16 protein-coding genes are annotated in these 18,242 nt (G+C 46.6%); 7 read left to right on the top strand and 9 right to left on the bottom strand.

Annotation, left to right across the window (positions count from 1 at the left end):
- Window positions 1-21: 21 nt before the first annotated feature.
- From leuC to leuA, 3 genes are all read right to left on the bottom strand, one after another.
- A complete protein-coding gene (gene leuC / locus L5M71_RS11825) occupies window positions 22-1,428 on the bottom strand; it encodes a 3-isopropylmalate dehydratase large subunit (protein ID WP_263207454.1) in 1,407 nt (468 codons plus the stop codon).
- Entirely contained in the window at window positions 1,428-2,522 is a 1,095-nt protein-coding gene (gene leuB, locus L5M71_RS11820; RefSeq protein ID WP_219255940.1) for a 3-isopropylmalate dehydrogenase, read from the bottom strand. The genes leuC and leuB overlap by 1 nt, the downstream gene beginning before the upstream one ends.
- A gap of 70 nt (window positions 2,523-2,592) precedes the next feature.
- Window positions 2,593-4,161: a 2-isopropylmalate synthase gene (gene leuA / locus L5M71_RS11815; RefSeq protein WP_113941087.1), complete on the bottom strand. Its 1,569-nt coding sequence runs from the start codon at window positions 4,159-4,161 to the stop codon at window positions 2,593-2,595.
- 509 nt (window positions 4,162-4,670) lie between these two features.
- Between leuA and L5M71_RS11810 the strand changes: the two genes are divergently transcribed.
- Complete coding sequence (locus L5M71_RS11810; protein ID WP_263207453.1) at window positions 4,671-6,452, top strand: diguanylate cyclase domain-containing protein; 1,782 nt, start codon at window positions 4,671-4,673, stop codon at window positions 6,450-6,452.
- Here the strand turns inward: L5M71_RS11810 and recQ are convergent.
- Window positions 6,434-8,257 carry a DNA helicase RecQ gene (gene recQ / locus L5M71_RS11805; RefSeq protein ID WP_263207452.1) on the bottom strand — a complete coding sequence of 608 codons (1,824 nt, stop codon included), beginning with the start codon at window positions 8,255-8,257 and terminating at the stop codon, window positions 6,434-6,436. The genes L5M71_RS11810 and recQ overlap by 19 nt on opposite strands.
- Before the next feature lie 327 nt (window positions 8,258-8,584).
- Between recQ and L5M71_RS11800 the strand changes: the two genes are divergently transcribed.
- Entirely contained in the window at window positions 8,585-9,049 is a 465-nt protein-coding gene (locus L5M71_RS11800) for a thioesterase family protein (RefSeq protein ID WP_263207451.1), read from the top strand.
- Window positions 9,050-9,254: 205 nt separating this feature from the next.
- Window positions 9,255-10,139 carry an EamA family transporter RarD gene (rarD, locus tag L5M71_RS11795; protein ID WP_113941091.1) on the top strand — a complete coding sequence of 295 codons (885 nt, stop codon included), beginning with the start codon at window positions 9,255-9,257 and terminating at the stop codon, window positions 10,137-10,139.
- A 49-nt stretch (window positions 10,140-10,188) separates the two neighbouring features.
- Here the strand turns inward: rarD and L5M71_RS11790 are convergent, their stop codons facing one another.
- The 5 genes from L5M71_RS11790 to radC form a co-directional block, all read right to left on the bottom strand.
- The gene (locus L5M71_RS11790) at window positions 10,189-10,707 is read right to left on the bottom strand and encodes a PH domain-containing protein (RefSeq protein WP_263207450.1); all 519 of its coding nucleotides are present in this window, start codon (window positions 10,705-10,707) and stop codon (window positions 10,189-10,191) included.
- A gap of 119 nt (window positions 10,708-10,826) precedes the next feature.
- On the bottom strand, window positions 10,827-12,146 hold the full coding sequence (argA, locus tag L5M71_RS11785; RefSeq protein ID WP_105251176.1) for an amino-acid N-acetyltransferase: 1,320 nt from the start codon (window positions 12,144-12,146) through the stop codon (window positions 10,827-10,829).
- Between the two features lie 322 nt (window positions 12,147-12,468).
- Window positions 12,469-12,642, bottom strand: coding sequence for a 50S ribosomal protein L33 (rpmG, locus tag L5M71_RS11780; protein WP_006079871.1), 174 nt, complete (start codon window positions 12,640-12,642; stop codon window positions 12,469-12,471).
- A gap of 6 nt (window positions 12,643-12,648) precedes the next feature.
- A complete protein-coding gene (rpmB, locus tag L5M71_RS11775) occupies window positions 12,649-12,885 on the bottom strand; it encodes a 50S ribosomal protein L28 (RefSeq protein ID WP_006079870.1) in 237 nt (78 codons plus the stop codon).
- 121 nt (window positions 12,886-13,006) lie between these two features.
- On the bottom strand, window positions 13,007-13,684 hold the full coding sequence (radC, locus tag L5M71_RS11770) for a RadC family protein (protein WP_113941095.1): 678 nt from the start codon (window positions 13,682-13,684) through the stop codon (window positions 13,007-13,009).
- Window positions 13,685-13,806: 122 nt separating this feature from the next.
- On the opposite strand from radC, the gene coaBC reads away from it, so the two are divergent.
- The 4 genes from coaBC (at window position 13,807) to L5M71_RS11750 (ending at window position 18,234) form a co-directional block, all read left to right on the top strand.
- The gene (gene coaBC / locus L5M71_RS11765; protein ID WP_263207461.1) at window positions 13,807-15,027 is read left to right on the top strand and encodes a bifunctional phosphopantothenoylcysteine decarboxylase/phosphopantothenate--cysteine ligase CoaBC; all 1,221 of its coding nucleotides are present in this window, start codon (window positions 13,807-13,809) and stop codon (window positions 15,025-15,027) included.
- Window positions 15,024-15,482, top strand: coding sequence for a dUTP diphosphatase (gene dut / locus L5M71_RS11760; protein WP_105251173.1), 459 nt, complete (start codon window positions 15,024-15,026; stop codon window positions 15,480-15,482). The genes coaBC and dut overlap by 4 nt, the downstream gene beginning before the upstream one ends.
- Before the next feature lie 34 nt (window positions 15,483-15,516).
- Window positions 15,517-16,110, top strand: coding sequence for a nucleoid occlusion factor SlmA (gene slmA / locus L5M71_RS11755; protein ID WP_113941097.1), 594 nt, complete (start codon window positions 15,517-15,519; stop codon window positions 16,108-16,110).
- A gap of 135 nt (window positions 16,111-16,245) precedes the next feature.
- Window positions 16,246-18,234 carry an alpha/beta hydrolase family protein gene (locus L5M71_RS11750; protein ID WP_263207449.1) on the top strand — a complete coding sequence of 663 codons (1,989 nt, stop codon included), beginning with the start codon at window positions 16,246-16,248 and terminating at the stop codon, window positions 18,232-18,234.
- The last annotated feature ends 8 nt before the right edge of the window (window positions 18,235-18,242 follow it).

The raw sequence follows: 18,242 nt of genomic DNA, 5'->3' as shown, positions 1-18,242 counted from the left end.
CTCCTCTTGGATTTACGGTAATTAGTAAGGTTTACGGATATCGACAAAATGCCCAGCCACCGCAGCGGCGGCGGCCATCGCTGGGCTCACCAAATGGGTACGACTACCACGGCCTTGGCGACCTTCGAAATTACGATTACTGGTCGAAGCACAGCGATCGCCCGCCTCTAATCTGTCATCGTTCATCGCTAAACACATGGAACAACCCGGTAAACGCCACTCAAACCCGGCTTCGATAAAGATTTTATCTAAGCCTTCGGCTTCGGCTTGGGCTTTCACTTGGCCTGAACCAGGTACTACAATCGCGGTGACGCCACTCGCGACTTTGCGGCCTTTAGCATGCACGGCGGCGCTGCGTAAATCTTCAATCCGCGAGTTAGTACAAGAACCGATAAATACTTTGTTGATGTTGATATCTGTCATAGGCGTACCCGCACTCAGGCCAATGTATTCTAGGGCCTTTTCCATACTAGCTCGGGTACTTGGATTTACTTCATCAATAGGATTTGGCACTTTTCCATCGATCGCTACGACTTGGCCAGGGTTAGTGCCCCAAGTCAATTGCGGCGCGATATCGGCGGCATCGAGTATCACAGTCGCATCAAACACGGCGCCATCATCGGTTTTTATGGCTTGCCAGTAAGCGACAGCCTCTGCCCAATCTTCGCCCTTAGGTGCAAACTCGCGGCCTGCTAAATAGTCGAAAGTGGTTTGATCCGGCGCGACCATGCCCGCCTTAGCGCCCATCTCAATCGCCATGTTGCACACTGTCATGCGGCCTTCCATCGACAGGGCTTCAATCGCCTCACCGCAGAACTCCACCACATAACCCGTGCCACCATCCATGCCGATTTTGCCAATAATAGCGAGTACGATATCTTTGGCGGTCACGCCATCGGTGACATGACCACGCACTTCAATCTTCATGGTTTTAGCTTTTAACTGACGCAAAGTTTGCGTCGCTAAAACGTGCTCAACTTCAGATGTGCCAATGCCAAACGCCAGCGCACCAAAGGCGCCATGGGTCGCGGTATGGGAATCACCACAGACAATCACAGTGCCGGGTAAGGTAATACCCAACTCAGGGCCCATCACATGCACAATTCCTTGATTAGGATGATGAATGTCGTATAAACGTACACCAAAGTCTTTACAGTTTTGCGCTAGGGTTTCCACCTGAGTGCGTGCCATAGGGCTTAGGGCATCCAAGCTGGCGCTACGGGTCGAAGTGTTGTGATCCATAGTGGCAAAGGTTTTTTCCGGTGCACGCAGTTTGCGGCCCGCCACTTTTAAGCCACTGAATGCTTGGGGAGAAGTTACTTCATGGACTAAATGTCTGTCGACATAAATGATCGGCGCTTCACCTTCAGGAGTCGCTACAACGTGGGCATCCCATACTTTTTGGTACAAGGTCTTTGCGTTCGTCATTACACACCTTCCTTTATAGCATTGGCGATAAAGTCACCCATCTCGGCGGTTGATTTAGCTTGGCTACGCTTATCGCTGCTCAATAGCTCACCGGTTAAGTAGCCAGAATTTAATGTTTTGCTGACGGCACGCTCAATCGCACAAGCGGCTTCTTCTTGCTTTAAGCTGTGGCGCAGCATTAATGCCGCCGACAGAATTTGGGCGATAGGGTTTGCAATGCCTTTGCCCGCGATATCGGGCGCACTGCCACCCGCTGGTTCAAATAAACCAAAGCCAGTGCTGTTCATGCTCGCCGATGACAACAAGCCCATAGAACCCGTTAACATCGCGATTTCGTCGGATAAAATGTCGCCGAACAGGTTAGAACATAGCATCACATCGAACTCATCGGGACGACGTAGCAACTGCATGGTCGCATTATCGATATAGATGTGTTCAAGCTCGACATCGGGGAAGTCCACAGCCACTTCTTCTACCACTTGGCGCCATAACACTGAACAGGCGAGCACGTTGGCTTTATCCACTGAGGTCACTTTTTTACGGCGACCACGGGCGGCTTCGAAGGCGATGCGGGCGATACGGCTAATTTCGCGACGGCTATAACGCATGGTATCGAAGGCTTCTTCATTTTCGCCTTCGCCTTGACGGCCCTTTGGCTTACCAAAATAAATACCGCCGGTTAACTCACGGACACATAAAACATCAAAGCCACGGGCGGAAATATCGCTACGCAGCGGTGACATATGTTCTAAGCCATCATGCAATTTAGCTGGGCGCAGATTACAAAACAGTTCGAAGTGACCACGCAGTGGCAATAGCGCGCCGCGCTCAGGTTGCTCATTTGGCGGTAACTTTTCCCACTTAGGACCGCCTACCGAGCCAAATAGGATCGCATCAGCCGCTTCACAACCTTTTAGCGTGGCATCGGGTAGCGGGCAACCGTGGTTATCGATGGCAATACCGCCAACATCGAATTCAGTGTATTCGATATTCAAATCGAAACGTGCTTCAACCTCACGCAGCACTTTACGCGCCTCTGCCATCACTTCAGGACCGATCCCATCCCCTGCTAATACTGCTATTTGATAACTCATACGCCAGCCAACTCCTTTAAATGTGAATGCTTTATGCTCGACCTTGCTATTCTTTGGATGCTTTTAGCGACTAGACGCCGCCTAGCTCTCGGTTTTTTTGCATGCTTTGTTTGTAATCGGCGACCTTGTCTGCGCGGCACGTTAAGTTCATCACATGCACTAAAGCGCGCGCCGAGGCTTCAACCACATCGGTTGCCAAACCTACGCCGTGAAAGTTTTGCTCGTGGTAAACCGCAGTAATATCCACTTGGCCTAATGCATTTTGACCTACGCCCTTAGCGCCTAGCTTGTAGCTGATGATATCGATTCGACGATCGGTTGCGCGGGCAATCGCGTTATAGGCAGCATCAACAGGACCATTACCCGTTGCGGCTTCGGTTTTAATTTCGCCGCCCACTTCGATACGCACTGTCGCCGTAGCAACGCCTTCAGTTGAGTCGGACTGCACCACTAATTGCTGCAATTGATAGTGATTGTCTTCTTCGGCCTGCGCTTCCATAAAGGCTAAGGCTTCTAAATCATAATCAAATACTTGGCCTTTTTTATCTGCCAATTTTAGAAACTCTTCATACAGAGTATCCATATTGTAATCGTGCTCGCTATAGCCCATTTCCTCCATGCGATGCTTGATCACATGGCGACCCGAGCGCGAGGTCATATTCAAGTTGTTGCGATTCAAACCTATGCTTTCTGGGGTCATGATTTCATAGGTATTTTGTGCTTTTAACATGCCATCCTGATGGATACCCGACGAATGGGTAAAGGCATTCGCACCGACAATCGCCTTGTTCGCCTGCACTGGCATATTGCATAACTGGCTGACTAAATTAGAAGTACGGTGAATTTCTTTGGCATTAATGCCCGTTTCTAACCCTAACATCCCCTTACGCGTCGCTAAAATCATCGCGATCTCTTCCAGCGAACAGTTACCCGCACGCTCACCTATGCCATTGATCGTACATTCAATTTGACGCGCACCGTGTTGCACTGCGGTTATCGAGTTAGCCACAGACAAACCTAAGTCATCGTGGCAATGCACTGAGATCACCGCTTGGTCGATATTCGGCACCCGATTAAACAAAGTTTGAATGATATTGCCAAACTCGCTTGGCACTGTGTAACCGACCGTATCGGGAATATTAATGGTGCGTGCGCCCGCACGAATGGCGGCTTCTACCATACGACATAGATTATCGATGGGCGTACGCCCCGCATCCTCACAGGAAAATTCCACATCGTCGGTAAAACGGCGGGCATACTTCACCGCGCCTACTGCCATCTCTAACACTTGATCGAAAGAACGCTTCAACTTGCTCTCAACGTGAATCGTCGAGGTCGAGATAAAGGTATGGATACGGAATTGATCTGCAACTGACAAGGCCTGCGCCGCAGCATCTATGTCCTTTTCCAATGCACGGGATAAGGCACAAACACGGCTATTTTTGATGGTACGCGCTATAGTCTGCACTGACTCAAAATCACCGGGTGAAGAAACCGGAAAACCCACTTCCATCACATCCACACCGAGACGTTCCAGCGCCATAGCGATCTGTAGCTTTTCTTTGACCGACAAACTTGCGGCTAACGCCTGCTCACCATCACGCAAGGTAGTATCAAATATTATGACTCTGTTAGACATCTCGCTTCTCCATGGAACGTCACCGTTCGTTAGTTAATTTTTGCCGTATTCAGATACAAAAAACCCCGCAACATCGGTGCGGGGTTTGTGAATGCTTTGCCTCTTTATCGAGCGTGCAACACTAAGACCTCCGCGTATAAACCGCGAGAGAGAGAAGGAGGAGGTCGAGTTTGCGGCTAATAATATTCATTTAATCTGTATATTTATTCTGTTTGAATTATTGAGGACGGTTAATATTTAACTTGCCTAGCCGATAGTGTCAACCCTAATTTTTTCATGTTCCACTCATTCAACCTGTCTTAAGGCTAATAACTGTGAGTTTCATCCCCAAATTAGTGATCGATTCCACAGAATTAACCAGCTGTTTGGATTCAGAAATCACTGGGATGTGTTAACTTATTCCCCTTAGAAAAAAATAGTTTTTTATGCAAAAAACGATTAAGAAAAGTTATAATCCCGCCTTAGTGATTAGGGATATTAGAACTTACGCATTTTATATGGAGCACAAAATGGATTTTCGCGTCTTGGTACTGAGCCTGTTGTTATGGCTGTTTCCCTTTGGGGCCAGTGCTATAGACCAATTAGATGAACTCACTGAACTCGTCTACCAATATCCCAGTAAAGCACTCACTCAAATAACAGCGTTAGAAAAACAATTTGCGACCAGTGCAAGCTCAGATATCAATCGACTCAGATTAAGTGTGTTGAAATGCCAAAACCTACTACAAATAGGTGAAAATGAAGCCGCTATCAACGTCGCTCAATTAGGCGAAGCAAACGCTAAACAACTTAAGCTAGATCAAGTACGACCTTACTTTTTGATTTGCCAAGCCGATGCCAACCTTAGCTATAACAATATTCAAAATGCCCTACCTTTGCTTGATTCAGCCATTAACCTCGCGCGACGTTACCAGCAACCACAAGCCTTAGTCGATGCTTTACGCTTACGTGGCCAACTCGATACCAATACAGACAACTTCTCTTCTGCTATCGAAGATTTACGCCTTGCGATTGATATTTATCCGGATATTCATACTCAAACCCAAAATTGGATTTGGCCACCACAAGCTTATGTTTATGCAGCCATGGGCAACTTACTCTACGCCACCCATGACTTGCCCCAAGCCATGTATTACACCAACCTAGCGTTACAAAGCCCCGATGCAAAAGGGAAGGTTTTACACTTTATTTTATGCAACGCAGCTCGGATAGCGCTTGATAATCAAGAGTTCGATTACAGTGATAAACTCGAACAACAAGCTAAAGCGCTTTTACCTGAGCTCGGTTCGCCACTTGAACTCGCCTACAGTTATGCCATTTTGGCCTCAATCGCGCTTGATAAAGGCCGTATCGATAACGCCGAAGAGTACATTTCTATCGCGATTAATACGTTTAAAAAACAAAATCAACAGTTAGCGGTGATGCTATCGACCCGTCTGCTGGCCCAAATACGCTTTGCCCAACATCAAGACGATGCTGCCTTAACCTTAATGAATCACGCCATTGAACAAGCTGAAAATCTAAAACAGTATTCTGATCTCAAAGGGTTTTACGGGATCATGAGCGATCACTACTTAGAAAAAGGGGATTTTAAACAGGCCTATTCTTTCTTACTCAAACGTTATCGAGCGGCCGAGCTCACCAATCAAGCGATGAATAATGCTCGGATATTGCAGTTTAAGGCCCGTCTAAATCAACAAGATCTGCAGCAGGAGCCAAATAGCACTGCACCAGAAAAAGATTCAATCTTACAAGAGCTAAATGTCGATTGGGCCTATAGCACACTGTTCTTAATCGCAATGGCATTATTGGGCGGAGCTATTTGGTATTTGATTGATAAACAGAATAATCGTGCCCCACATATTGAAGGTAATGAACCTGCGGAAACGCTGCTCCAACAAGTCACATCAGCATTAAACAGTGCCAAACAAGGTAATTACCCACTGTCTTTATTATTGTTTAATGCGAGTCAGATCCGTCAAGTTGACCTACCTCTCTTACAGGATGAGCTACAACACAGACTACGGGAGCAAGATAAGTTAATCCGATATTCGATGGATGAAATTGTCATTATCCTGCCGCATACCTCGGCAACTGGTGCTAAAAGAGTCGTTAGTCAGTTAGTTGCTTACATTCAGCCTTGGCAGGGTTCAAGTAAGGTCAATATTGGTATAGCGGCGATGCAACAGTTTGATACCTTAGAGTCTTTAATTAAGCGAGCCAGTATCAATCAATTGGGCAAGGTTAAAGTCAATGAGAATAATCCAAACTATTATTCTCCCGCTAAATAAGCCGCGATTTCATCGAGAAAAGCGTCACCGAAACGGCTCAGTTTACGCTCGCCAACCCCGTTAACGGCGAGCATTTCCCCCGCGCTCGTTGGCATCATGGCTGCCATTTCTGCGAGGGTAGCGTCGTTAAAGACTAAATACGGCGGCACATCCTGCTGCTCGGCAATGGTTCTACGCAATAACTTCAACCGTGCGAACAATTTACGGTCATAATTCAACGGTGCTTTAGACTGACTCGCCTTACGTTTTGTGGTTGTTAACTGAATACGCGGTTCAGCAAGCATTAGCGCCACTTCCCCTTTGAGCACAGGCCGTGCCGATGGGTTTAAGGTAATAGAGGAGCCACGAGTCACATCTTGACTCGCCAGTCCCAAGTGGATCAATTGACGGATCACACTCAGCCAATACTCATGGCTCTTGTCTTTACCAATCCCCCAAGTCGTGAGTTTGTCATGCCCTCGATCGACTATCGGTGCGCCTTTCGAACCGCGCAACACTTCAATTAAATGATTGATACCAAAACGCTGGCCTAAACGGAAAATACATGACAACACCTTCTGTGCATCTTCGGTGCCGTTATAACGCTTAGGCGGGTCGAGGCAAATGTCGCAGTTACCACAGGGCTCTAGTGCGCTCTCATCAAAGTAATGCAGCAACACTTGGCGGCGACAGGTCTGCGCCTCAGCAAAGGCGGCCATAGTATTAAGTTTGTGGAATTCGACCTGTTGCTGCGGTCCTGGCTCGGACTGTTCAATCAAATGTCGCACCCGACCAATATCGGCGGGATCGAACAACATAAAAGCTTCTGCATCGAGCCCATCACGTCCTGCTCGGCCCGTTTCCTGATAATAGGCTTCGATACTTTTTGGGATATCGTAATGCACCACAAAACGCACATTCGACTTATTAATACCCATACCGAAAGCCACAGTGGCAACCACAATATCGATTTGATCTTTAAGGAAACTATCCTGTACTGCACCACGGTCTTCCTGCGTCATTCCCGCATGATAGGCCTTGGCATTAAAACCTTGCAGACATAAACGGTCAGCCACTTCATCGACACGACGGCGACTGCTGCAATAAATAATGCCGTTAGTACCATTCTGCTGCGTTAAAAAATGTCGTAACTGATTAGCTGCATTAAGCTTTTCGGCGACTGTATAGCGAATATTGGGCCGATCGAAACTTGAAAGTAAACGGAACGGGTCAATACCGAGCCGCTCACAAATACTCTGTCGAGTCGCCTGATCTGCTGTTGCGGTCAGCGCCATCATGGGCACATAGGGGAAGAGTTGCTTTAACTGGCCGAGCGCCGCATATTCAGGGCGAAAATCATGACCCCACTGACTGATACAATGCGCCTCATCGATGGCAAACATCGCCAGCTGGATAGACTGCATACGCTCAATAAAATCAGCGGTTAATAAGCGCTCAGGTGACACATAAAGTAACTTCAACTCACCGTGGCGTAGCTGCCTTAATACTTCGGCGCTCTGCTCTCGCGGCAAAGAAGAATTCAGATAAGCCGCTGCAACACCGGTTTGCAATAAGCTATCGACTTGATCTTTCATCAAAGAAATCAATGGGGAGACGACAATAGTGATACCATTCATCATCAAGGCGGGTAACTGATAACACAGACTCTTACCGCCGCCCGTTGGCATGATCACTAAGCAATCTTGCCCGCCGCAGACACGTTCTATCACCTCCCGCTGACCGTCCCTAAAGTCACGGTAACCAAACACCTGCGCGAGGCGTTGCGAGAGCGGATCATCATGCGTGTCGAGTACGAGCTTTTCCATGGATCTTCTATGTCAAAAGTGAGGGGGCCTATTCTATACCCAAACTAGTTCAAAATGCAGGATTCAACGGTAATTTAAAGTGCTTTAGACGAGGCAATTCACCACAATTGCAGCTATTTTAACCCTAGTGGGCTAAGCCAAAAATAACGAACGCGGGGTAAAATACTTTAAAAACTGCCGAAACGGTGTCGTCATTTTAGCGACGGAGTTGCATTAGCCGTGAGCTTCACTGTAGATTAATTGCTCTAAGCCGCACTTTGTTTATCTCAGTGTTGATAACAAATCCAATTACGCCTAATACCGTCACTCAGTGACAAGGACCCAAAAATGACCAGCCCAATCCAAGCCGAAGCTTTGAGAAGAGTCGCAGCAGTATTTGATCAACATGTCCCTTTCCATAATCTACTCGGACTCGATATCAAGCGTTATGACATTGATGGCGTCGAAGTCGTGATCAACATGAAGCCTGAGCTGATTGGCAATATCCACCAGCAAATCCTCCACGGCGGTGTCACAGCTACAGTACTGGATGTGGTCGGCGGACTTACCGCATTTGCAGGACTGGTCGCAAGCCGTGAAGATTGGACGATTGAAGAATTACAACGACGCCTCCAAACTTTAGGGACGATTGATATGCGCGTCGATTATCTGCGGCCGGGACGCGGCCTCACCTTTACGGGGACGGGCAGCGTCATTCGTGCGGGTAATCGAGTTTCAGTATGCCGCATGGAACTACATAATGAGCAAGGCACGCATATCGCTTTTGGAACAGGGACTTATATGGTGGGTTAGGTGGTTAAATTTAGATGTGTATTACTACCTTAGGGCTCAAGATTGACTAAGGTAAACGTCCTGATTAACAGGATGGTTACTCACTTTAATCGCCCATTCAATTTTTTGTGGAGATATTCTGTAACGAAAAGAACGCGGCGAATCCCTTGAGTCAGCGGTCAGACACACCTACAATCGCCACCTTGTTGTTCTTCGAAGATGTCTCATGCCAGATCTTGAATACCGCAAAGGGATCCTACTTGCCGTCAGTGCTTACTGTATGTGGGGTTTTGCGCCTTTATATTTCAAATTACTCAACCATGTTTCCGCCACCGAAATTTTGCTCCATCGAGTGATTTGGTCATTCGTGTTTATGCTGATCATTATGCAGTTTATCGGCGGTTTTTCTCGCTTACGCTTACTGTTTAAACAGCCTAAACAGTTGATGGTTCTTACCATTACTTCCATACTGATCGCGGGAAACTGGCTACTATTTATCTGGGCGGTAAATAACGATCACATGCTCGATGCCAGCCTAGGTTACTTCATCAATCCTTTACTCAATGTCTTACTCGGGATGTTATTTCTAGGCGAAAGATTGCGTAAACTGCAATGGTTTGCGGTTTCACTCGCCAGCGCTGGCGTATTGATCCAGTTAATCTCTTTTGGCTCGATTCCCATCGTCTCACTAGCACTCGCGGGCACCTTTGGTTTCTATGCACTGCTGCGAAAAAAGGTCAATGTGGATGCTAAGGCCGGATTATTGGTCGAAACCGCAGTGTTATTACCGGTAGCGCTGATTTATCTCGTCGCAACCTTAGACACTGCCACGGCGAGCATGCTGACTAACGATTGGCAATTGAATCTGATGTTAATGGCGGCGGGGATAGTGACTACCATTCCTTTGCTGTGTTTTGCAGGGGCAGCGGTACGTATTCCATTGTCTATGCTCGGCTTTTTCCAATATATTGGCCCGAGTATTATGTTTATCCTCGCGGTGAGTCTGTTCAATGAGCCCTTCGATGCCGAAAAAGGCGTGACCTTCGGCTTTATCTGGAGCGCGCTACTCGTCTTTACCTTAGATATGGCCTATAAACGCAAAACGGCGTGAGCATTATCACGCCGATAAACACAGTGGCAGAAGTGATGACATATGATGATTACTTCTGTAACTGTGCTAAAAACTCACTCCCTTGCGGTACTGTCAGTAATAAACTGTAGCCTTTAGTCGTTGGCACTAACACTAACTGCGATTTATCTGTTATCGCCAAAAATGCCCTGCCTTTCCCTTGTAGATTAAACCAACCCAATTGAAATCCTGGCATGCCTATACCATTCGTTTTAAATCTCAGCGTTAAATCTGCCTCTTGTTGCAAATCGACTATGCGTGCCTCGGCGGGCAATAAATCCGCGCGGGATAACTGCACTTTATAGAAGGGCACATCCACTGTGAGCTCTGTATCGGTTAACACTAATTCGGCGCTATTCGATTGATAGAAGACCCAAGAAAATCCGCCCATCATCACCAGTAATATACCTAAACTCGCTGACTTCGCTATCTTAGGCATATTTTTTAGCCATAACATCAGCAAGATACCCGCTAAACCGAGCAATAAGACGATAAAGCTGAAGATAGAGGTTTGGGTTAAAGGGGCGAGTTCAAAGAATTGAGGACTCATTGGCAGTATCTCCCGTGCAGTGAAGCCTTAATCTGCCAACAAAGACATATTATGTCAATAAAAATGCCAGCACTAATATGAGTACTAGGCTGGCATTGATTAGATTGATTTAGAACGACTTAAAGATCGAGCGCCAGAATTTTTGAGCGGCGTTGATAGTTATACAACTGCTTTTTCTTCTGCGGCAGTGCTTCAACATCTTCAATCACAAAACCATGCTCTAAGAACCAGTGAATGCTCCGAGTTGTCAGCGCAAACAAGCGTGAATAACCGCGGTTTCTAGCCTGATTGATAATGTTCTTCAGCAGTAAGCTCCCTCTATCGGCATCGCGATAATCAGGATGCACCACCAAACAAGCAAACTCACCCGCATTGTCCTCTTCAAAAGGATAGAGCGCAGCGCAACCAATCACTAAACCGTCGCGCTCAATCAACATGAACTGTTCGATTTCAATCTCAAGCTGCTCACGACTACGACGCACCAGAATGCCTTGTTCCTCCAATGGACGGATAAGGTTCAACACACCGCCAATATCGGCGATTGACGCACAGCGTAAACGCTCAGCACTCTCAGTGACGATTTGTGTGCCTATCCCTTCGCGAGAAAACAGTTCCTGCAACAAGGCGCCATCTTCGAGGTAGCTAACTAAATGACAACGCGGTACGCCATTGCGGCAAGCATCGATACTGGCTTTGAGAAACGCCATAGTACCAACACAAGCAGAACCTTGCTCGGCCAGCTTGTTCATGATGTTTTGCGCATCATTTGGCATCAACTCGGCAATCACATCGCCATTACGATCGAGAATACCGTTCTGTGAGCTAAAGCCGATCATCTTGTCTGCTTTAAGCTTAATTGCCACTTGAGTCGCGATTTCCTCAGCGGTGAGATTAAAGCTTTCACCAGTAACCGAAGCCGCAATCGGCCCCATCAATACGATGCAGTGATTATCTAACTGACGTTTTAAGCCTTGCACATCAATACGACGCACTTTGCCACTCAGGCAAAAATCCACACCATTATCCACACCCAGTGGTTGAGCAATCACAAAGTTGCCGCTCACTAAGTTAATTTGCGCACCTTGCATCGGCGTATTACTTAAACTCATGGATAAACGCGCTGTGATATCGAATTGCAGTGCACCCGCAACTTGCTTAATCACTTTGAGCGAATCTTCATCCGTGATACGCACACCGTCGTGGTAGGCAGGCGCAATACCGTTGGCGGCTAATGCAGCATCAATCTGCGGCCTAGCGCCATATACCAACACCACTTTGATCCCTAAACTGTGCAGCAGGGCGACATCATTTAAGATGGCGCGGAATTGATTTTGAGCCAAAGCTTCACCACCCAGCATGACCACAAAAGTTTTACCTCTGTGAGCATTAACATAGGGGGCAGAATGACGAAATCCATCAACCAGTTCAGTGGTACGCACGCGTTATTTACACCTCATTTTTGAGCTGGCAGCGTCACTATGACACACCAGGAATGAATCGCTAACTTTCGCGTATGGTATTGCATTTTAATTCACATATAAAGAATTTATTCTCACTAAAGTGCAGATTTGATGATTTAAAGTGCTTAGAACCGCACTATTTTATATTTTCAGCAAGTGTTCACACTTTTTTAACTTCACAGGGGATGATTCAGCGGCATCAGTTTGCAAGGCAATTATCTCAACTTGATGGCTAGCCACTAAAAAAATGCAAAAAAAAGCCCCTTAAATAAGGGGCTTTTCTCGAAACACTAACCAAGGATTACTTGATTTTGGCTTCTTTGTAGATAACGTGCTGACGAATAACTGGATCAAATTTTTTGATTTCCATTTTTTCAGGCATGTTACGCTTGTTTTTTTCAGTTGTGTAGAAGTGACCAGTCTTAGCTGTAGAAACTAATTTGATCTTCTCACGATTACCTTTAGCTTTAGCCATGATCTATTATACCTTCTCGCCACGGGCACGAAGTTCAGCAACAACAACTTCGATACCTTTTTTGTCGATCAGACGGATACCTTTAGTAGATACACGTAACTGTACGAAACGCTTTTCTTCTTCTAACCAAAAACGGTGGTTTTGTAGGTTAGGTAAAAAACGACGACGGGTCGCGTTTTTTGCATGCGAACGGTTGTTACCAACCATCGGCTTCTTGCCAGTAACTTGGCATACTCTTGACATGTCAATCTTCTCCAAAAACAATTTTAACGCTCGAGCATTAATGTGCCTCGTATGGCCGTCGCCCGAGGCACAAAGAGGGCGCATTTTATACACGATCACAGAGTGAAGATCAAGTGTTAGATTAATTAATCCAGCCTCGTTCTGCAAAAGAAACTATCTCTCGATCACCTACAACCATATGGTCCAACAAGGATACGTCTATGGTTGCTAACGCATTTTTTAATCGCTCAGTTATTCGTCGGTCAGCCTGACTGGGCTCGGCAATACCAGACGGATGATTATGACAAACTATAACTGCTGCGGCCTTTTTCTCCAGCACTAAGCTCACCACTTCACGTGGATACACTGAGGCTGAGTCTATTGTGCCGCGGAATAATTCGACAAATTGAATCACTCTATGCTGGCTATCCAGCAGTAAAACTGCGAACACTTCATAGGAGCGATCGGCCAATTGTCGCATTAAATAGTCCCGAGTTAAATCGGGATTTGTCAAAACCTGACCTCTTTGCAGATTTTCCTGCGCTACACGCCGCGCTAATTCGGCCGCAGCTTGAAGCTGGGCGTATTTTACAGGTCCTACGCCCGGAAGTCGACACACCTGATTTCTTGGGGCACAGAGCAGGTTTCTGAGGCCGCCAAACTCGCAAATAAGCGACCTAGCAAGGTCAACCGCGTTTAATCCAGCTAAACCGTTACGCAGCAATACTGCTAGTAATTCAGCATCCGAGAGATGCGCAGCTCCTTTTTGTAACAGTTTATCTCTGGGACCTTCGCCCTCAGGCCAATCTTTAATCCCCATGTGACCTCCCTGTCATCTCACATATTTTCACTTTACTGAGTATGGACGAGATTTTTTGAACTGGGATAGTCACTAAAATTCACCGCTTTGTGATATTGTTGCCGGCATTATTTCTATCTCGGATGATGTCTGTGAGTCTGACAAATAAAAACGTCCTGCTGGGCATTGGCGGCGGTATTGCGGCCTATAAAAGTGCTGATTTAGTACGTCGCTTGAAGGAGCGAGGCTTTGATGTGCGCGTGGTGATGAGCCAAAGTGCGATGGAGTTTATTACACCACTTACGCTGCAAGCCTTATCTGGACATCCAGTGGCATCTAGCTTGCTCGACCCCGCAGCAGAAGCAGCCATGGGTCATATAGAACTCGCTCGTTGGGCAGATCTCGTCATCATCGCCCCTGCAACCGCAAACCTATTGGCGCGGATTAATGCAGGAATGGCCGATGAGCTAATCACCACCACGTGTCTTGCCACTGAGGCGCCAATTGCCCTGTGCCCCGCAATGAACCAACAGATGTACCGCAATCTGGCTACACAAGCGAATTTAACTAGCCTAGCATCACGTGGTTTGACACTTTGGGGACCCGCCAGTGGCAGTCAGGCCTGTGGTGAAGTGGGTCCTGGACGCATGCTCGAACCGCTAGAAATTGCCGAGCTAGCCAGTGATTTTTTTGCAACAAAAGATGTCTCTGCGCAGCTTCTTGCTGGCCAGTCGGTGCTGATTACCGCCGGACCAACCCGTGAAGCAATTGATCCCGTCAGATACATTTCAAATCACAGTTCTGGAAAAATGGGCTTTGCACTCGCCAAAGCCGCGGCAGATATGGGCGCAACAGTCACCTTAGTCTCTGGCCCAGTGAATCTAAGCACCCCAGAAGGCGTGACACGCATTGATGTTGAATCGGCGCAAAATATGCTCGATGCTGTTATGGATAACGTTGATAAAAAAGATATTTTTATTGGCTGCGCCGCCGTTGCAGACTACCGCATTAACGATATTGCTACCTGTAAGATCAAAAAATCGACCGAAGAAATGCAACTTGCGCTGGTGAGGAATCCTGATATCTTAGCCACGGTTGCGAGCTTACCTAACCGTCCTTTTGTGGTGGGATTTGCCGCCGAAACCCATGATGTAGAAGCCTATGCGCGCGATAAGCTCAAACGTAAAAACTTGAACATGATCGCCGCAAACGACGTTTCCATTGCTGGCCTAGGCTTTAATGCCGATGCTAATGCCCTGCGTGTTTTCTGGCCGCACGGCAGTCAAGATTTGCCTGCTACTGACAAACTCACGTTGGCACGCCAATTACTTTCGTTGATAGTGAAAGAAAAAACAAATACATGAAAACACCGATTGAATTAAAAATTCTCGACTCCCGTATCGGCTCAGAATTTCCCTTGCCCGCTTACGCCACCGCAGGCAGTGCAGGCATGGATCTTCGCGCCATGATAGACACGGCTTTAACCATAGCACCGGGTGAAACTGTGCTCATCCCCACGGGGATTGCCATTCATGTGGCCGACCCAGGACTTGCAGCGGTGATTTTACCGCGCTCAGGCCTGGGCCATAAACACGGTATCGTACTGGGGAATCTAGTCGGACTCATAGATTCAGATTACCAAGGCCCCTTAATGGTATCTTGTTGGAATCGTGGTGACAGTCCATTCACCTTAGAAATGGGCGATCGTCTCGCGCAACTGGTGTTTGTTCCTGTGGTACAAGCACAATTCAAACTCGTTGATGAGTTCGACAGCTCAGACCGTGGTGAAGGCGGATTTGGCCATTCAGGCACTAAATAATCCCCTAAGTCGTTATTGAGCCAAGGATACTGCAATGGCTGTAAGCCCAAAAATTAATCGTCGTGAACACATTCTGCAATGTCTAGCGCAGATGCTAGAAACCAACCCAGGACAAAGGATCACCACAGCGAAACTGGCCTCAGAAGTCGGTGTATCGGAAGCCGCACTGTATCGCCACTTCCCGAGTAAAGCGCGGATGTTCGAAGGCCTAATCGAATTTATCGAAGAGTCGTTATTGTCGCGCATCAATTTAATCATGGATGACGAAAAAGACACCATGAAGCGCTGCCAGCTGGTACTGCAACTGCTGCTGATCTTTGCCGAGCGTAACCCAGGAATTTCCCGCGTTCTCAACGGTGATGCTCTACTCGGTGAAAATGAACGCCTGCGAAGCCGTATTGGTAACTTATTTGCCAAAATTGAAACCCAGTTAAAGCAAATTTTACGGGAAAAAACCCTGCGAGAAGGTAAAGGCTTCAACTTAGACGAAGCCATATTAGCCAATTTACTGTTAGCCTTTGCCGAAGGCCGCATCGCCCAATTTGTACGAAGTGAATTCAAACTCAAACCGACGACACACTTCGATGAACAGTGGCGTTTTATCCAGCACCAACTTTTACAAAGCTAATGATTTTTCAGCATAAAGGACGGTAACTCTCGTCCTTTATGTTCGATATTCCTTCCTTGTTTCGCTTCATCTTTTGTTTTATCCTCGAAAAACATTTTAAGAACAAAAAACACAATGATTTTACAAGGATGTCAGATGAAACTCTTCCGATTAGCCATGTTGGCGACACTTTGCTTACCAATACTTCCAATATCCACCTTTGCAGCCAATAGCTCCAACGCGAATGCGTTATCGCAAGCACAATTATTCAGCAAAGGTGATGAGTACTCGGATGTAAAAATATCGCCTACTGGTAAATATTTAAGCGCTATCACAAGTGTCGAAGGTAAAAACGTTCTCTTAGTCTTAGATACCCAAACCAAAAAACTCCTCAATGCGATACGTTTTCCCGATAATGCTCAAGTCGGCGACTATGAATGGGCCAACAGTGAGCGATTGGTATTGGCAAAAGAATACCTAAAAGGCTGGCAAGACACACCTATCTACTACGGTGAATTGATGGCGGTAAATGCCGATGGTTCACGAAAAGCGTATTTATTCGGCTTCGAGAGTGGCGAGCAACAAACAGGTTCAAATATCAAGAAAAATACCCCTATGCGGGCGAGCGCGTTTATCCTCGATCCTCTGCCAGATGATGAACGCTACATGTTAGTCAATGCTATTCCATGGAATGATAGGATCAATCTTGACTTTGAACTATCACAAGATGTCTATCGCGTAGACTTGTTCAATGGCACACGTAAACGCATCACAGGCTCACCTATCGGCAGAGCCCGTTTTATGACAGACCATCAAGGTGAAGTCCGCTTCGTTGCCGGTGAGGACAATAAAAACATTACTAAAGTGTTCTACCGCAAAGACGGTAACTGGGTAAATACCGATAAACTAAATCTAGATCTTGCTGATTTTAAACCACTCTCCTTTGCCGATGATAAAAATACAATTTATGCAGCAGGACGCTCCCAAGGTGAAACCTTAGGGGTTTATAAAATTAATCTCGAAACGGGCGATAAAACTGAAATCATTCAGGATGAAAACGTTGACCCTAACAACTTTTGGATTAACGGCACCAATAAACAACTTTACGCAGTTGAGTTTGAAAATGGCTACCCAAGTTATGCCTTTGTCGATAATGAGGATTCGCACGCTAAATTGCTAAAAGATCTGCTTGGTGCTCTCCCCGGCCATCAAGTACGAATTGTTAGCGAAACCCGAGATGCAGAAAAACTCGTTGTACTTGCGTTTAACGATCGAAACCCTGGCGATTACTACATATTTGATACGAAAACACTAAAACTTGAATATCTAGCCGCCGCTAAAAAATGGCTCGACCCAGAGCAAATGGCTGATGTTAAACCCATCAGTTTCACCAGCCGTGATGGTAAACAACTCCATGGGTATCTAACGCTCCCCTTTGGTAAAGAAGCTAAAAACCTACCCTTAGTCGTCAATCCACACGGTGGTCCACACGGTATCCGTGACTGGTGGGGCTTTGACCCACAAAACCAATATCTAGCAAGCCAAGGCATAGCCGTTCTACAGGTCAACTTCCGTGGTTCAGGCGGATATGGCGATCAATTTGAACGCGCTGGCTATCAAAAATGGGGCTCAGATATTCAGCATGACATTATCGACGCAACCCAGTACGTTATTGACCAAGGTTTTGCCGATAAGGAACGCATCTGTATCGTTGGTGGTAGCTTTGGTGGGTACAGCGCCTTGCAGAGCGCTGTGCTTGCGCCAGATATGTTTAAATGCGCCATAGGTGTAGCTGGCGTATATGATCTTGAATTGATGTTTAATGAAGGCGATGTCGCCAACAGCCGTTCTGGTACTAGCTATCTCAAGGATGTGCTTGGCCAAGATAAAGCGGTACTTAAAGCAATGTCTCCTTCTGAAAACGTCGATAAACTCAAAGCAAACATACTATTGGTGCATGGTGGTGAAGATGAGCGAGCGCCAATTGAACAACTCGAATCCATCGAAAAAGGCCTAAAAGCTCACAATTATCCTTACCAAAAACTGGTGATGGACAATGAAGGCCACGGTTTTTATAACGATGAGCATAGAGCGAAATACTATGAACAAATGCTCAGTTTCCTAAAAACCAATCTGAAACTTTAGAATTGACT

Origin of the sequence: Shewanella sp. SW1, assembly GCF_025653545.1 — a bacterium.
Lineage (GTDB): Bacteria > Pseudomonadota > Gammaproteobacteria > Enterobacterales > Shewanellaceae > Shewanella > Shewanella oncorhynchi.
The sequence above is the reverse complement of the archived record's forward strand: the minus strand, read 5'-3'. Positions and strand labels throughout refer to the sequence as shown.

What these genes read in the sequence shown, in the direction of transcription:
- leuC (WP_263207454.1), bottom strand. Translation starts at nt 1,428, where the DNA reads ATGACGAACGCAAAGACCTTGTACCAAAAAGTATGGGATGCCCACGTT.
- leuB (WP_219255940.1), bottom strand. Translation starts at nt 2,522, where the DNA reads ATGAGTTATCAAATAGCAGTATTAGCAGGGGATGGGATCGGTCCTGAA.
- leuA (WP_113941087.1), bottom strand. Translation starts at nt 4,161, where the DNA reads ATGTCTAACAGAGTCATAATATTTGATACTACCTTGCGTGATGGTGAG.
- L5M71_RS11810 (WP_263207453.1), top strand. Translation starts at nt 4,671, where the DNA reads ATGGATTTTCGCGTCTTGGTACTGAGCCTGTTGTTATGGCTGTTTCCC.
- recQ (WP_263207452.1), bottom strand. Translation starts at nt 8,257, where the DNA reads ATGGAAAAGCTCGTACTCGACACGCATGATGATCCGCTCTCGCAACGC.
- L5M71_RS11800 (WP_263207451.1), top strand. Translation starts at nt 8,585, where the DNA reads ATGACCAGCCCAATCCAAGCCGAAGCTTTGAGAAGAGTCGCAGCAGTA.
- rarD (WP_113941091.1), top strand. Translation starts at nt 9,255, where the DNA reads ATGCCAGATCTTGAATACCGCAAAGGGATCCTACTTGCCGTCAGTGCT.
- L5M71_RS11790 (WP_263207450.1), bottom strand. Translation starts at nt 10,707, where the DNA reads ATGAGTCCTCAATTCTTTGAACTCGCCCCTTTAACCCAAACCTCTATC.
- rpmG (WP_006079871.1), bottom strand. Translation starts at nt 12,642, where the DNA reads ATGGCTAAAGCTAAAGGTAATCGTGAGAAGATCAAATTAGTTTCTACA.
- rpmB (WP_006079870.1), bottom strand. Translation starts at nt 12,885, where the DNA reads ATGTCAAGAGTATGCCAAGTTACTGGCAAGAAGCCGATGGTTGGTAAC.
- radC (WP_113941095.1), bottom strand. Translation starts at nt 13,684, where the DNA reads ATGGGGATTAAAGATTGGCCTGAGGGCGAAGGTCCCAGAGATAAACTG.
- coaBC (WP_263207461.1), top strand. Translation starts at nt 13,807, where the DNA reads ATGATGTCTGTGAGTCTGACAAATAAAAACGTCCTGCTGGGCATTGGC.
- dut (WP_105251173.1), top strand. Translation starts at nt 15,024, where the DNA reads ATGAAAACACCGATTGAATTAAAAATTCTCGACTCCCGTATCGGCTCA.
- slmA (WP_113941097.1), top strand. Translation starts at nt 15,517, where the DNA reads ATGGCTGTAAGCCCAAAAATTAATCGTCGTGAACACATTCTGCAATGT.
- L5M71_RS11750 (WP_263207449.1), top strand. Translation starts at nt 16,246, where the DNA reads ATGAAACTCTTCCGATTAGCCATGTTGGCGACACTTTGCTTACCAATA.